At 65.4% G+C, this 12,506-nt stretch carries 14 protein-coding genes; 8 read left to right on the forward strand and 6 right to left on the reverse strand.

The genetic code is table 11. From position 1 onward, the window contains the following. Positions 1-36 precede the first annotated feature (36 nt). Positions 37-1,671 (forward strand): putative bifunctional diguanylate cyclase/phosphodiesterase, encoded by a 1,635-nt coding sequence (locus tag ACM61V_RS08075; protein WP_419714254.1) that lies wholly within the window; start codon positions 37-39, stop codon positions 1,669-1,671. On the opposite strand, the gene ACM61V_RS08080 is transcribed toward ACM61V_RS08075, so the two are convergent. From ACM61V_RS08080 to ACM61V_RS08095, 4 genes are read right to left on the reverse strand one after another with little or no spacing between them, the layout of a single operon-like run. Next, positions 1,644-2,834: a CCA tRNA nucleotidyltransferase gene (locus ACM61V_RS08080; RefSeq protein ID WP_137787270.1), complete on the reverse strand. Its 1,191-nt coding sequence runs from the start codon at positions 2,832-2,834 to the stop codon at positions 1,644-1,646. The genes ACM61V_RS08075 and ACM61V_RS08080 overlap by 28 nt on opposite strands. After that, positions 2,822-3,424 (reverse strand): CoA pyrophosphatase, encoded by a 603-nt coding sequence (locus tag ACM61V_RS08085; RefSeq protein WP_137787269.1) that lies wholly within the window; start codon positions 3,422-3,424, stop codon positions 2,822-2,824. Before ACM61V_RS08085 ends, ACM61V_RS08080 begins: the two co-directional genes overlap by 13 nt. Continuing rightward, entirely contained in the window at positions 3,421-3,981 is a 561-nt protein-coding gene (locus ACM61V_RS08090; RefSeq protein WP_137787268.1) for a DUF1285 domain-containing protein, read from the reverse strand. The genes ACM61V_RS08085 and ACM61V_RS08090 overlap by 4 nt, the downstream gene beginning before the upstream one ends. A gap of 37 nt (positions 3,982-4,018) precedes the next feature. After that, positions 4,019-4,531 carry a GNAT family N-acetyltransferase gene (locus tag ACM61V_RS08095; RefSeq protein ID WP_137787267.1) on the reverse strand — a complete coding sequence of 171 codons (513 nt, stop codon included), beginning with the start codon at positions 4,529-4,531 and terminating at the stop codon, positions 4,019-4,021. A 641-nt stretch (positions 4,532-5,172) separates the two neighbouring features. Between ACM61V_RS08095 and ACM61V_RS08100 the strand changes: the two genes are divergently transcribed. Further along, on the forward strand, positions 5,173-5,544 hold the full coding sequence (locus ACM61V_RS08100; protein ID WP_137787266.1) for a dihydroneopterin aldolase: 372 nt from the start codon (positions 5,173-5,175) through the stop codon (positions 5,542-5,544). On the opposite strand, the gene ACM61V_RS08105 is transcribed toward ACM61V_RS08100, so the two are convergent. After that, on the reverse strand, positions 5,519-6,391 hold the full coding sequence (locus ACM61V_RS08105) for a hypothetical protein (RefSeq protein ID WP_137787265.1): 873 nt from the start codon (positions 6,389-6,391) through the stop codon (positions 5,519-5,521). The two genes, ACM61V_RS08100 and ACM61V_RS08105, sit on opposite strands and share 26 nt — an antisense overlap. Positions 6,392-6,622: 231 nt before the next feature. Between ACM61V_RS08105 and ACM61V_RS08110 the strand changes: the two genes are divergently transcribed. The 4 genes from ACM61V_RS08110 to ACM61V_RS08125 all read left to right on the forward strand — a co-directional run bounded on the left by ACM61V_RS08110 (position 6,623) and on the right by ACM61V_RS08125 (position 9,143). Continuing rightward, positions 6,623-7,273, forward strand: coding sequence for an energy transducer TonB (locus ACM61V_RS08110; RefSeq protein WP_419713931.1), 651 nt, complete (start codon positions 6,623-6,625; stop codon positions 7,271-7,273). A 54-nt stretch (positions 7,274-7,327) separates the two neighbouring features. Next, entirely contained in the window at positions 7,328-8,110 is a 783-nt protein-coding gene (locus ACM61V_RS08115; RefSeq protein WP_137788300.1) for a MotA/TolQ/ExbB proton channel family protein, read from the forward strand. Between the two features lie 93 nt (positions 8,111-8,203). After that, entirely contained in the window at positions 8,204-8,689 is a 486-nt protein-coding gene (locus ACM61V_RS08120; RefSeq protein WP_137788299.1) for an ExbD/TolR family protein, read from the forward strand. A 25-nt stretch (positions 8,690-8,714) separates the two neighbouring features. After that, entirely contained in the window at positions 8,715-9,143 is a 429-nt protein-coding gene (locus tag ACM61V_RS08125) for an ExbD/TolR family protein (protein WP_171007685.1), read from the forward strand. A gap of 458 nt (positions 9,144-9,601) precedes the next feature. On the opposite strand, the gene ACM61V_RS08130 is transcribed toward ACM61V_RS08125, so the two are convergent. After that, positions 9,602-10,756, reverse strand: coding sequence for an acyl-CoA dehydrogenase family protein (locus tag ACM61V_RS08130; RefSeq protein ID WP_137788298.1), 1,155 nt, complete (start codon positions 10,754-10,756; stop codon positions 9,602-9,604). A gap of 172 nt (positions 10,757-10,928) precedes the next feature. Between ACM61V_RS08130 and ACM61V_RS08135 the strand changes: the two genes are divergently transcribed. After that, complete coding sequence (locus ACM61V_RS08135; RefSeq protein ID WP_137788297.1) at positions 10,929-11,933, forward strand: fumarylacetoacetate hydrolase family protein; 1,005 nt, start codon at positions 10,929-10,931, stop codon at positions 11,931-11,933. A 133-nt stretch (positions 11,934-12,066) separates the two neighbouring features. Beyond that, positions 12,067-12,315, forward strand: a complete 249-nt coding sequence (locus tag ACM61V_RS08140; RefSeq protein ID WP_137788296.1) for a hypothetical protein — start codon at positions 12,067-12,069, stop codon at positions 12,313-12,315. Positions 12,316-12,506: the final 191 nt, after the last annotated feature.

Below are 12,506 nucleotides of genomic sequence, written 5' to 3' on the forward strand. Positions count from 1 at the left end.
TCGTGAATGTTGACCGGGGCAGCCTTTGCGAACGCCATGCCCGCTGTGATGCCCGCGGGCATGACGGCGGCCGAGGGGGCGCTTGAACTGCTGCCGATCGCGGCGGTGATGGTCGGCTTCGACGACGGGCGCATGGTGCGCGAGATGCCGAACACGGCGTATCGCCGCCTTGGGCTTGATCGCGCGCTCATGGAAATCGGGCCACGGGTCGCCGCCTTTCTTGATCTGGGCGAGCACCGCGCGGAATTCACCTGGGACATCGGCGATTCGGTTGAGCAGCGCCACTTCACGGTGACGCTGGCGCGCATCGCGTTTCGGGCCGAGCCCCGGTGTCTCGTCACCTTCGTCGATCACACCGGCGAATTGCGCACGGAGCAGAATCTCCGTCGCGAGATGGCGACCGACAGCCTCACCGGCCTGCCCAATCGCAGCGGTTTCGGCGACATGCTCGAAACGGTAATCGCGTCGGGCAACAGCAATTATGCCGTGATGGTGGTCGATCTTGACCGCTTCAGCCGGATCAACGCGTGCCTCGGCAGCATGGCCGGCGACGAGTTGCTGATGGCGCTGGCGCGCCGGATCAAGGGCGCATTGCGCGTGCGAGACATGCTGGCGCGGACGGGGGGCGACGAGTTCGGCATTCTGCTGTCGCTCGATGACAGCCGCGATGAGGCGGAGCATGTCGCAAAACGCATCCGCGCGGTGCTTTCGGCACCTTTCCGCCTGAGCGATTATGAAATCCATGTTTCCTGCTCGATCGGCATCGCCTTCGTCGACGAGACCGTGAACGAGGCGGAAGACGTGATCCGCCACGCGCAGTTCGCGGTGAAGCGCTCGAAACACAGCGGTCAGGCGGAGGCATATCAGAATCAGGCGTTCGTGCGCGCGCGCGAGGAGTTTGCGCTGGAGACGGCGTTGCGGCGGGCAATCGAGGAATCTCAGCTCACGCTGCACTATCAGCCGATATGCGACCTTGCGACGGGAAGAATTGTCAGCTTCGAGGCCCTGGCACGCTGGACGGATCGCGACGGGGTGCCACAGTCGCCCTCGACATTCATCCCTGTTGCCGAGGAATCGGGGCTGATCGTACCTTTGGGCCGCTGGGCGATTGACGAGGCGGTACGGACGCTCGCCTCGTGGGATCGGCGCAGCGGCGGGGATTGCGGCGTTTCCGTCTCGGTGAATCTTTCCGCGATCCAGCTGCAGCGCGACGCGGTGGCGCCGATCGTTGCCGCCGCGCTCGATCAACATGGGCTGCCCGGCCACCGGCTGCGGCTGGAACTGACCGAGAGCGCGCTCGTCGCGGAGCCGGACCGGATCGCGCGGGTGCTGCACGCGCTGAAGGCGCTGGGCACAACGATTGCGATGGACGATTTCGGGACCGGCTATTCCAATCTCGCCTATCTCCAGAAGCTGCCAATCGACATCCTCAAGATCGACCGCAGCTTCGTCACGGGCATGCTGGCCGATCGCGACAAGGTGGCGATCGTGCGCGCAGTGCTGGGCCTCGCGGCCGCGCTCAATATGCGCACCGTGGCGGAAGGGATCGAGGCGGTAGAAGTGGGCCAGACGCTCGCCGCGCTGGGCTGCACCTGCGGGCAGGGCTATGCCTATTCGCGACCGCTGGAGGGGGACGCGGCTTATCAGTTGCTGCGCGAAAGCAACAACTGATCGAGTATCGCGACGGTGGCGGCTTCATCCGGAAAGCCGCGCGCGATCCATTCGCTCTCCACGGCGCGGAGCAGGCCCGCGACCTCCGGCCCCTTAGCCACGCCGCGCGCGACGATCTCGCCGCCGCCGATCGGCAATCGCGGCGGCTCCCAATCTGTCAGCGCCGCGACGCTTCGCCCCGCCAGCAGCAGCCGATCGGTCGCGATCACCGGGCCGACGCGATAGGCAAGCGCGCGCGGGCCTTCGTCGCCGGGGCCGTCGTGCGCCGCGCGAAGGCGTTTGCGATCGGCATTCGAGAGTTTGAGGCGCGCGCCCACATCTTCGGTTTCGCCCGGCTTCAGCAGCGCGGCGAGCCGGCGGATCGCATCCGGCGCGATCCCTTCGGCCTTCTCGCGCGCGGCGAGCGCCGCCAGCGGGGAGACGTCCGTGATCTCCGGCAGGACCGGGCGGAAGATGCCACGCTCGATCATCAGCGCGATCACCGGCACCGCATTCTTCGCCACCAGCAGCCGTAGCAGCTCCGCCGCGATCCGCTCGCGCGACAGCGCCATCAGATCGTTGGCGCGATCGGTGCAGGCGGCCAGCCCCGCCGCATCGATCTCATCGCCGAAACGCGCGTGAAAGCGGAAGAAGCGCAGGATACGCAGGTGATCCTCGGCGATCCGCTGGTAGGGATCGCCGATGAAGCGCACGCGTCCGGCACGAAGATCGTCGAGCCCGCCGAACCAGTCGAAGATTTCGCCTGTGCGCGGATCGGCATAGAGCGCGTTCATCGTGAAATCGCGGCGGGCAGCATCCTCGCGCCAGTCGTCGGTGAAGGCGACAGTGGCGCGTCGGCCGTCGGTGGCAAGGTCGCGCCGCAGCGTCGTCACCTCCACCACAGTGCCGCTCGAGACGGCGGTTATCGTGCCGTGATCGATGCCGGTGGGGATCGCCTTGATTCGCGCCCGCTCCAGCCTCGCAATCACCTCGTCCGGCGCGTGGCGCGTGGCGATATCGATGTCCGCCACGGCCAGGCCGAGCAACGTATCGCGCACGGCGCCGCCGACGTACCGCGCCTCGCCGTCGTTCGCGCCGAGCGCGTCGGCAATTCGGTCAAGCCCCGGCAGGTCGCGCCATGCGGCCGGCGGCAGGGTGCCCGGTTCGTGGTTCAGCTCGCCCATCTCAGCCGTCGCGCGAGGTTGACGATCATCGCAGCGGTCGCGCCCCAGATACGGTGCCCTTCCCAGTTGATCTCGTAATAATGGCGCTCATGCCCCTGCCACTCCACCGTCGCCTCGACGTGATTGGCGGTATCGAGCAGGAAATCCAGCGGCACCTCGAACACCGCCGCGACCTCGGCCGCATTGGGCACCAGCCGCAGATCGGGCGGGACAACGGCGATCACGGGCGTGACGATATAGCCGGTTACGGTGCGATAGCTGTCCACCGTGCCGATCACCGACACCACGGCGCGGGGCAGGGCGATTTCCTCCTCCGCCTCGCGCAGCGCCGCCGTTATCACATCCTCGCCGGGATCGACGCGGCCACCGGGAAACGCGACCTGCCCGGCATGGCGGCGCATGGTTTCGGGCCGACGCGTCAGGATAACGCCGGGGCGTGGGCGATCGGTGACGGGTACGAGCACGGCGGCGGGGCTCATCCGATCGTCCGGCCCGAGATCCAGTTCCGCGCGGTCGCCGGTCAGCAATACCGGATGCTCGCCCTGACCAGCGATCAGCGCGCGGTGAAGGCGATCGGCAAGCGAGCTCAAGCGATCAGCGGGAAGAAGCTTCCCGCGCTCCAGATGCCGGGCGGTTCGTCGTCACCGGCCAGCGCTCGCTCCGCGAGATCGTAATAGACCGCGCGCGTCACCAGTGCCTCTAGCCCGCCACGGACGAGCAGATAGGGGTGGGGGCCGTCGTCGTGCTCGACGAAGCGCAGCGGGTGATCGGCCGACGCGGTGACGAGATCGCCCGTATTCAGGCGAAAGGCGAGCGTGGCATCGCGCCCCTCGCCCTCGGCCTTCATCTCGACGGCGACGAACGGCGCGTCCTCCACCGCGATGTCGAGCTTTTCGGCGGGGGTCACCAGCACATAGCCGCCATCCGGTTCGCGTCGCAATATGCGGCTGAAAGCGCGCACCATCGCCTGCCGCCCGATCGGCGAGCCCTGATGATACCAGGTGCCGTCGCGCGCGATCCGCATCTCGCTGTCGCCGCAATGCGTCGGGTGCCAGCGCTCGACCGGCGGCAGGCGATCGCCCTCCGCCAGCCGCGCGATGTCGGCGATCGTCAGCGTTTCGAAATCGGGTGGCGGCGCCATCGGCATTGCCTGCGCGTAGGGGAGGGCGCGGCGCCCGTAAAGGTCAGGCGGAAACCGCGATGCGCGGTCCGATCGTGCCGTCCGCCGCCGGCACCCGCTCGCCGCGCGCGAGGAGCCGGTGGCGCTCGACCGGCCCGGGGAGGCGCCAGCCGGCGGTGCGTTCGGCGGAGAAGCCGAAGAAGCGGCCGTAATATTCGGGGTCACCGATCAGCATGATCGCGCCATCCAGCCCCGCGCGTGCCGCCGCGTCGAGGCAGGCGGACATCAGCAGCCTGCCGACCCCGTCGCGCTGGCGCGCCGGCTCAACCGCGACGGGGCCGAGCAGGGTGAGCGGAACGGCACGGCCGTCGTCAGCGGTGAAGGTGACCGGCCAGCATTGTATCGTCCCGATCAGCACGCCGCCGTCGTGCGCAGCGAGGCTCAGCGCCGGGATCGCGGCGGTGCCGGCGCGGAGACGATAAGCGGTGCGGCTGTGACGATCACTGCCGAAGGCTCGATCGAGCAGCGCTTCGATCGCGTCCGTTCCCGCCTGTTCCAGTGCCGTAATCTCGATCACCCGCCTTATTCCCCAATGGATGCCAAGGGCGGCGCGGATTAGCGATAGTGCGGCTGAACGCAAATGGAATGATGGCGTGAAGCTTCATGATGCTGTTCGGGCGCCTAGCCCCAGACGCGTGCGAATATTCCTTGCCGAGAAGGGTATCACGGTCGAGCGCGTAGCGATCGAGCTGCGTGAGGACGAGCAAGTCGGCGAGCCATAACTGGCGATCAATCCGCGGGGGGAGCGGCGGCGGCGTTGCAGCTCGATAATGGCGAGGTGATCTGCGAGTCGGCGGCCATCTGCCGCTATTTCGAGGGGGTGCAGCCGCATCCCGCGCCGCTCGGCGGCACGCCGTTTGAAATCGCGCGGATCCCGGCGGTCTCGCACTCGTCGATGCGCGGGATAGCGATCTCGCCACCCGTCCCTGATAGCGGGCGAGATCTATCGCTTCGCCGACATGACCGCGCCGGCGACAGTCGATTGCGCGCGAACGGCGACACTTTCGGTGCCCGAATCGGCGGCCGGCCTGCGCCGCTGGCACATCGCAGCGAGTGTGCGGCCCAGCGTCGCTGCCTGATTCGCTTGCCCCGATGTCGCGGCGAGCCTAGAGGCGCCGCTTCATCCGCGCCGGCGGATCAACCTCTTGCGAGCGCGCGATGGACGATAGTCTCGAACTGGAAGTGCACGATCTGGAGGTGCCGGTGCTGACCGGCATCTATTCCGAGGAAACCCATCTTCCGCAGCCGTTGCGCATCTCTATCGGCGTGCAGCTTGATGTGTCCGCGCATTTCGCCCCGGATACGCCGCTAAGCGCATCAAAAAACTATCTCGACCTGAAGCGTGCCGCGACCACCGCGCTGCCGCCCGGCGTCCATTTCACGCTGATCGAGGGCGTGGCCGATCATATCGCCGAAACCCTGTTCATTCAGGATCGGCGGGTGCGGCGGGTCACGGTCAAGATCGTCAAGCTGGCGATTGCCGAGGCAGGCGAATCCATCGGAATCACCCTGGTGCGCTACCGCCGTTGAGCTGGCGACGGCACGGCCCCAGTCGCTCCAGCACATATCGATAATCCTCCCGCGCCTGCGCAGCGTCTGTTGCCGAGAGTGAAGCTGTGCTGTCGTCGCCAAGATCGCGCGGCAGGCCACAGGCGAGCCGGTACCAGAGCAAGGTATCCGGCTTGGGCGGGGCGGCGGAATCATCAATGATCTCGGACAGCGCGACCGCCCAGCGTGGCTGCTCTCCCGGGCGGCGCAGGATCGATAGCGAAACGGGGCGATGATCGGCTGTGCGCAGGAATATCTGCGTCTCGCCTTCGCCGGGCAGTGAGCCGGCGACATGGAAGGCGCTGCCGATGCCGGTCACTGCCGGGGGGGCATCGCTCGCCAGCACCTCGCCGACGATTCGCCGTGCCAGCGCATCGCTCGCTGCCGACCAGCCGAGTTGCGCCCCTGGGGTCACAAGCTGAACCTGATCTGCGCGCCCAGGCACGGGGCGCGCAAACAAAAGAACCCGCGATTTCCTGTATTTGGGAACGCGGCCAAGCGGATCGGGGGCGGCGTCGAGCAGATAGCCGACGCGCGGGGGAATCGCTCCTGGCCCCCGGACGAGCGCGTTGACGTCCGCCTCGACGTAAAATCGCGTTGCGCCAGGAGCGACACCAAGTGCTTCGGCGGGCTTTATCTTGGCGGTCGAACGAATCGTCGCGTCAATGACGAGCGGACTGGCGATCACCAGATCGGCCATGTCGGCATAGGGCGGCGCCGCGGAATTTTCCTCCACCGCGGCCGCGCGTTGCTGCGCAACACCCGGAAAACCTACCGAAAAACTAAGCGCGGCAAGCGCAACCGCGCCAGGAAACGTAATCGATCTCATGCGTTTTCGATTACGCGATTGAGAGCTTTCGATACAGAAATAATTCTGCCATGCGGAGACTGTACGTTTGTTGCGCCAGACAAAGCGTTTGCACGCCCGGAAACGGCACGATAGGACTCGTGGCGCGTTCGGGCTTGTTCTAGCCAACGGACGTACTGGGTCGCCGGTTCGATGCGCCGGATGGGTGATCTGGCCCTAGTGGCCCTAGGGATGAGGGAGTTTCACTGCTGAATGGCCTACGCTGACCAGAAGATGAGCGGGAGCAAGGTAGTCGCGATCGTTATCGTCGCGGCGATTCACCTTGCGCTCGGCTATGCTTTCGTCACCGGCCTCGCGTACCAATACGTGAAAAAGGTGTCGGAGAAGTTAAATACGTTCGACGTTGAGGAGCCACCGCCCCCGCCGCCGGATGAACCGCCGCCCCCGCCGCCGGACGTCAAGATGACGCCGCCGCCGGTCGTCGCGCCGCCACCGATCGTGCAGACAACGACGGTAGCTCCGACCATCGTCAGCGTGCCGAATCCGCCGCCGCCCCAGCCGATTGCGGTTCCGGCCCCACCTGCACCCCCGCCGGCCCCGCCGCGGGTATCGCAGGCTGCTGTCGCGAAGGGCAATCCGGGGCAGTATTTCGGCTCTGACAACTATCCGCCGTCGGCATTGCGTGCTGGTGAGCAGGGTCGTGTCGTTGCGGCGCTTACCATCGGTACAGATGGACGCGTGGCTGAGTGCGAGGTCACCGCGTCGAGCGGTAGCGCCGCGCTCGATCAGGCGACGTGCAGGATCGCCAAGAGCCGCGTCCGCTACACGCCGGCCAAGGATGAGAACGGTCAGCCGATCGCGTCCAAGACGTCACTGCCGGTGAAGTGGGTCATTCCGGAATGACCCGCTTCCACTCCACCTTCTGACGCCATTCGTTTTTCAAGGGACTAGCAACACATGATCACCACCATTCTTGCCGCGGCAGCGGCGCCGGCCGCCAAGGGCGACAACCCGTACGGCCTGATCCCCGCGCTCCGCGAGGGCGGCCTGATCTCGCAGACCGTGTTCGGCATCCTCGTGCTGATGTCGATCGTCTCGTTCTACATCCTGTTCTCGAAGCTGTTCGAGCAGCAGAAGATCATCAACCAGGCCAAGCGCGTTCGCCAGGGCTTCTGGAACTCGAACTCGCTGCGCGAAGGCTCGGCCAAGCTCGAGAAGAACTCGGCCTACAAGCAGATCGTCGACGATGGCCTTGCCGCGCAGGAACAGCATCAGAAGCTGACCGATCCGGTCGAGGCGCATGACTGGCTGCACGGTTCGCTCGCGCGGTCGGAAGCGGCGATCAACTCGAAGCTGGGCACCGGCCTCGCGTTCCTGGCGACCGTCGGCGCAACCGCGCCGTTCATCGGCCTGTTCGGCACGGTTATCGGCATCTATCGCGCGCTCATCAAGATCGGTGCGGCCGGTCAGGCGTCGATCGACGCGGTCGCCGGCCCGGTCGGTGAGGCGCTCATCATGACCGCGCTCGGCCTCGTCGTCGCCGTGCCGGCGGTGCTCGCATACAACTGGCTGCAGCGTCGCAACAAGTCGATCGCGGAAGACCTCTCGGCCTTCTCGAACGACGTGCTCGGCTATCTCGCCTCGGGCGGCGCGGTTCGTCCGTCGCTGGCCGGTGCGCCGAAGCCTGCGCCGGCAAAGCCCGCCGCTGCGACCACGACCGCCGGTCAGACCCGCGCGTAAGATGGATAGGGAGGCGGGGCTGCGCCTGTCGCAGCCTCGCTTACCAGCCCGCGGGGTTCACCCAAGGGCCGAATGAGTAGGAAAGCCTGACACATGGCGATGAGCGTTGGCGGCGATTCCGCCGCCGAAACCCCGATGTCGGACATCAACACGACCCCGCTGGTGGACGTCATGCTGGTGCTCCTCATCATCTTCCTTATCGCGGTTCCAGTCGTGATCCAGTCGGTGAAGCTCAAGCTCCCCGATGTGCGTTTCGACCCGACCACGACCAAGCCAGAGAACGTATCGCTCTCGATCACGAGCGACTCGAGCGGCACCTGCAAGGTCTATTGGGGCCTGTCCCCGGTGACCCACCAGGAACTGCTCGACCGTGCGGTGGCTAAGCTCAAGGCGGAGATCGCCCGTCAGGGCGGCGTCAACGCCCCGGGCCTGGAACTGCCCGAGGCGCATATCCGCGGCGACGTGAATACGCCGTGGCGCTGCATCGGCGGTGCGATCTTCAACATGCAGATGGCCGGCTTCGCCAAGGTTGGCTTCATTTCGGAGCCGCCGCCGGGTGAAAACCCAGAGCGGCTGTAAGCCAAGCGGTCAGGAGTAACACGACATGGCAATGAGTGGCGGCCGCGACGACGGCGAGCCGATGATGGAAATGAACACGACGCCGTTGATCGACGTCATGCTCGTGCTCCTCATCATGTTCATCATCACCATCCCGATCCAGACCCACGCGGTTAAGGTTGATCTGCCTCAGAATCAGTCCAACCCCACCCCGCCGCCGGTCGAGCCGGACAAGAACAAGGTCGCGATCGCGGTCGATGGTACCGTCACCTGGAACGGTACGCCTGTGGATGCGGTCACGCTGCGCCAGTATCTGGACGTCGCTGCTGGCATGACGCCGGAACCCGAGCTGCACTTTCAGCCCGATCCGCAAGCGCGTTATGAGGTGGTCGATCGGACGCTGGCAGTGATCAAGCGCTCGAAGGTGACCAAGCTCGGTTTCATCGGGAACGAGCAATATTATCGCGACTTCTAAAGACTGATTCTTTTAGTCACGGTGTGTTGTGAGAGGGCGGCCCCATCCGGGTCGCCCTTTTTCGTGCGAACCGTGCTGACCCGCGTCCTGTAGGCAACGGTGTCATGAGACCATCGCCGGCGCGGACCATCGCCGGCGCGGAACGGTTTGCGAGAATTGCTGCCCCGCCCGGATAAGGCTCAGCGCTCGTCGCCCGATCGTGAGCGCCCGGCGTCGATCACTATCGCCTCACATCGGGCGCGATATCCCAGGCAATCGCATGAATCCACGCCACGACGCTGCCGCCGTCTGGCACCCTGTTGCCGATCCAATGTCCGGTAGCGCCGCTGTGGCGCGCAGCAATATTGGTCCGACGATCGAGCAGCGCCCTGCGCAACGCAAGGTTGTTCCGGGCGGGCACGGATGACCGTTTCAGGAAATTGCCCGCGCGTTACCTAGCGCGCGGGCGCCATTCCGCCTTAGAGTTTGCGGGAAATCACTTCTTTCATGATTTCGTTCGTGCCGCCATAGATCCGGCTGACGCGCGCGCCGCGCCACATCCGAGCGATGGGATATTCGTTCATGTATCCGGCGCCGCCATGAAGCTGTAGGCACTTGTCCATCACTTCCCATTGCAGATCGGTGTGCCACAGCTTGGCGGCAGCACCTTCCTCGTTGGTCAGTTCGCCGTTCAGGTGGCGGGCGATTGCCCAGTCCAGATGCGCCCAGCCGATCTGCAGCTTGGCCTTCAGATCGGCCAGCACGAAGCGGGTGTTCTGGAAATCGAAGATCGTGCCCTTGAACGCCTTGCGATCCTTGGTGAAGGCGACGGTATCATCGAAAGCTTTCTGCGCGGACGCCTGACAGGACACCGCAATCGACAGCCGCTCCTGCGGCAACTGGCTCATCAGATAGACGAAGCCCTTGCCTTCCTCGCCGAGGCAGTTGGTGATCGGGACGCGCACATCCTCGAAGAACAGTTCGGAGGTGTCGGCGGCGTCCTGACCGATCTTGTCGAGCTTGCGACCCTTCTGAAAGCCCTCGCGATCGCTTTCGACCAGGATGATCGACATGCCCTTCCACGCCGGTTGGGCATCGGGATCGGTCTTGGCTACGACGAGCGTCAGGTCGGTGTTCTGCCCGTTGGTGATATAGGTTTTCGATCCGTTGATCACATAATGATTGCCATCCTTGCGCGCGGTGGTGCGGATGGACTGGAGATCGCTGCCCGTGCCCGGCTCCGTCATCGCGATCGCGGTGATAACATCGCCGGACACCATCTTGGGCAGCCATTCCTTTTTCTGCTCCTCCGAACCATAGGTCTCCATGTAGCCGGCCACGATATCGGACTGGAGCGAGAAGCCGGCCGGGACGCCGGAATAGGCCATTTCCTCGTCAACGATCGCGTTATAGCCGAAATCGAGGCCAAGGCCGCCGTAGGCCTCCGGCACGGTGGGGCAGAGCATCCCGATCCCGCCGGCCTGCTGCCAGAAGGATTTCGGCACCAGCCGGTCCTTCTCCCACTGATCTGAGTGCGGCACGCCCTCCTTGGCGAGGAAACTGCGAACCGTCTGGCGGAACGCCTCGTGATCCTCATTGTAGGCGAAACGGCCGGCGACGGTATCGAGCGACATGACGGATCCTCTTCCAAAAACTGCTTGGCACTTTGTCGCCAGCGTGGGGCAGGGGGTCAAGTAACTTTTGTTATGGCGCGTTGCGATGGCTTGCGCGGCGGTGCGCGGCGGCCCAACCTCTCGACTCCGCCGTGAAGACGCGGCAAGGAGCCGGCGAAGGAGATCGTAACAAATGAAACTAGCCAGCCTGAAGCACGGTCGCGACGGAAAGCTCGTCGTCGTTTCGAACGATCTCGCGTGGTATGCCGACGCGAGCCACATTTGCCTCACGTTGCAGGCGGCGCTGGACGATTGGGAGCGGATCGCGCCATCACTGGAACTGCTCGCCACGGACCTTGACCACGAGACGATACCGCGCGCGCGCTTCCACGAGCATGATGCCGCCTCGCCGCTGCCGCGGGCTTATCAATGGGCGGACGGATCGGCCTATGTGAACCATGTCGCGCTCGTGCGGCAGGCCCGGGGCGCGGAGATGCCGGAAAGCTTCTGGCACGATCCGCTGATGTATCAGGGTGGCTCGGATGGCTTCATCGGCCCGCGCGATCCCATTCCGCTGAGAGACGAGGCGTGGGGCTGCGATCTGGAGGCGGAAGTCGTGGTCGTCACCGGCGACGTGCCGCTCGGCGCAACGCGGGAAGAGGCGCTGGCGGCGGTGCGGCTGGTGGGCCTCACCAACGACGTGTCGCTCCGTAATCTGATCCCGGGCGAGCTGGCGAAGGGCTTCGGCTTTTTCCAGTCGAAGCCGGCATCTGCCTTTTCGCCGGTGTTCGTCACGCCGGATGCGCTGGGTGACTGGTGGCGCGACGGCAAGCTGCACCGCAAGCTGATGGTGGACCTGAACGGCGCGCCGTTCGGTCGCGTGGACGCGGGCGAGGACATGACGTTCGATTTTGGCACGCTCATCGCCCATGCCGCCAAGACACGGGCGCTGGGATCGGGCACGATCGTCGGCTCCGGCACCGTGTCGAACCGCGATGCCGATGGGGGGCCGGGTCGCCCGATCGGCGATGGCGGCGTCGGCTATTGCTGTCTCGCCGAGGTGCGCACGGTGGAGACGATCCGGTCCGGGAAGCCGGTCACGCCGTTCCTGAAGACTGGCGACACTATCCGCATATGGGCTGAGGACGAGCGCCACCATCCGATCTTCGGCGTGATTGAGCAGACAGTGGGCGGCTGATGATCCATGTCGGCTGGTGGCCTGGCGGTACGAATTCGCTGGATTTTACGGCTGGTGAGCCCAAAGTTGTGGCCTGCGCCGGCAATCCGTTCGTTGGCGCGGACGATAGAAAATAAGACGGAGGTGAGAGATCATGAAAAAGATCGTCCTTCTCGGAGCGCTTGCATTGGGGATGTTGACGACGGCGGTAACCGCGTCAGCCGCGGATTACCCGCCCTGCACCGCCTCGATGCATGACAATTGCGTACAGGGCGCACGTTCGATGGGTCATGTGCGCCATGCCCGACATCATGCGATGAAGAAGCATCACGCGAAGCGCTGGCATCATGCGAAGCGCGGGCACCATATGAAGCACCACCGGCCGCACAAGGCGAAACATTGAGGATATGACGGCCCCGGCATCATCGCCGGGGCAATCTTCCGGCCATTGCGGCGGGTTCGCCCGACGACGCAAATGCCATTATCCCGACGGGCCTGGATAAGCCGGCGGTCTGGCGCCGCGTTCTGGCTGGTTCGGCTCGCCGCGCTCTCCCCGGAACCGTCGCGAAGCCCGCACCGAAGGTTGATCGCGCG

Origin of the sequence: Sphingomonas sp. TX0543, from assembly GCF_048565505.1 — a bacterium.
In the GTDB taxonomy this organism is placed as follows: Bacteria; Pseudomonadota; Alphaproteobacteria; order Sphingomonadales; family Sphingomonadaceae; genus Sphingomonas.

Bases quoted from the DNA above. Each gene is read 5' to 3' on its own strand.
- ACM61V_RS08075 (WP_419714254.1), top strand. From the start codon at position 37: ATGCCCGCTGTGATGCCCGCGGGCATGACGGCGGCCGAGGGGGCGCTT.
- ACM61V_RS08080 (WP_137787270.1), bottom strand. From the start codon at position 2,834: ATGGGCGAGCTGAACCACGAACCGGGCACCCTGCCGCCGGCCGCATGG.
- ACM61V_RS08090 (WP_137787268.1), bottom strand. From the start codon at position 3,981: ATGCCGATGGCGCCGCCACCCGATTTCGAAACGCTGACGATCGCCGAC.
- ACM61V_RS08100 (WP_137787266.1), top strand. From the start codon at position 5,173: ATGGACGATAGTCTCGAACTGGAAGTGCACGATCTGGAGGTGCCGGTG.
- ACM61V_RS08105 (WP_137787265.1), bottom strand. From the start codon at position 6,391: ATGAGATCGATTACGTTTCCTGGCGCGGTTGCGCTTGCCGCGCTTAGT.
- ACM61V_RS08110 (WP_419713931.1), top strand. From the start codon at position 6,623: ATGGCCTACGCTGACCAGAAGATGAGCGGGAGCAAGGTAGTCGCGATC.
- ACM61V_RS08115 (WP_137788300.1), top strand. From the start codon at position 7,328: ATGATCACCACCATTCTTGCCGCGGCAGCGGCGCCGGCCGCCAAGGGC.
- ACM61V_RS08120 (WP_137788299.1), top strand. From the start codon at position 8,204: ATGGCGATGAGCGTTGGCGGCGATTCCGCCGCCGAAACCCCGATGTCG.
- ACM61V_RS08125 (WP_171007685.1), top strand. From the start codon at position 8,715: ATGGCAATGAGTGGCGGCCGCGACGACGGCGAGCCGATGATGGAAATG.
- ACM61V_RS08130 (WP_137788298.1), bottom strand. From the start codon at position 10,756: ATGTCGCTCGATACCGTCGCCGGCCGTTTCGCCTACAATGAGGATCAC.
- ACM61V_RS08135 (WP_137788297.1), top strand. From the start codon at position 10,929: ATGAAACTAGCCAGCCTGAAGCACGGTCGCGACGGAAAGCTCGTCGTC.
- ACM61V_RS08140 (WP_137788296.1), top strand. From the start codon at position 12,067: ATGAAAAAGATCGTCCTTCTCGGAGCGCTTGCATTGGGGATGTTGACG.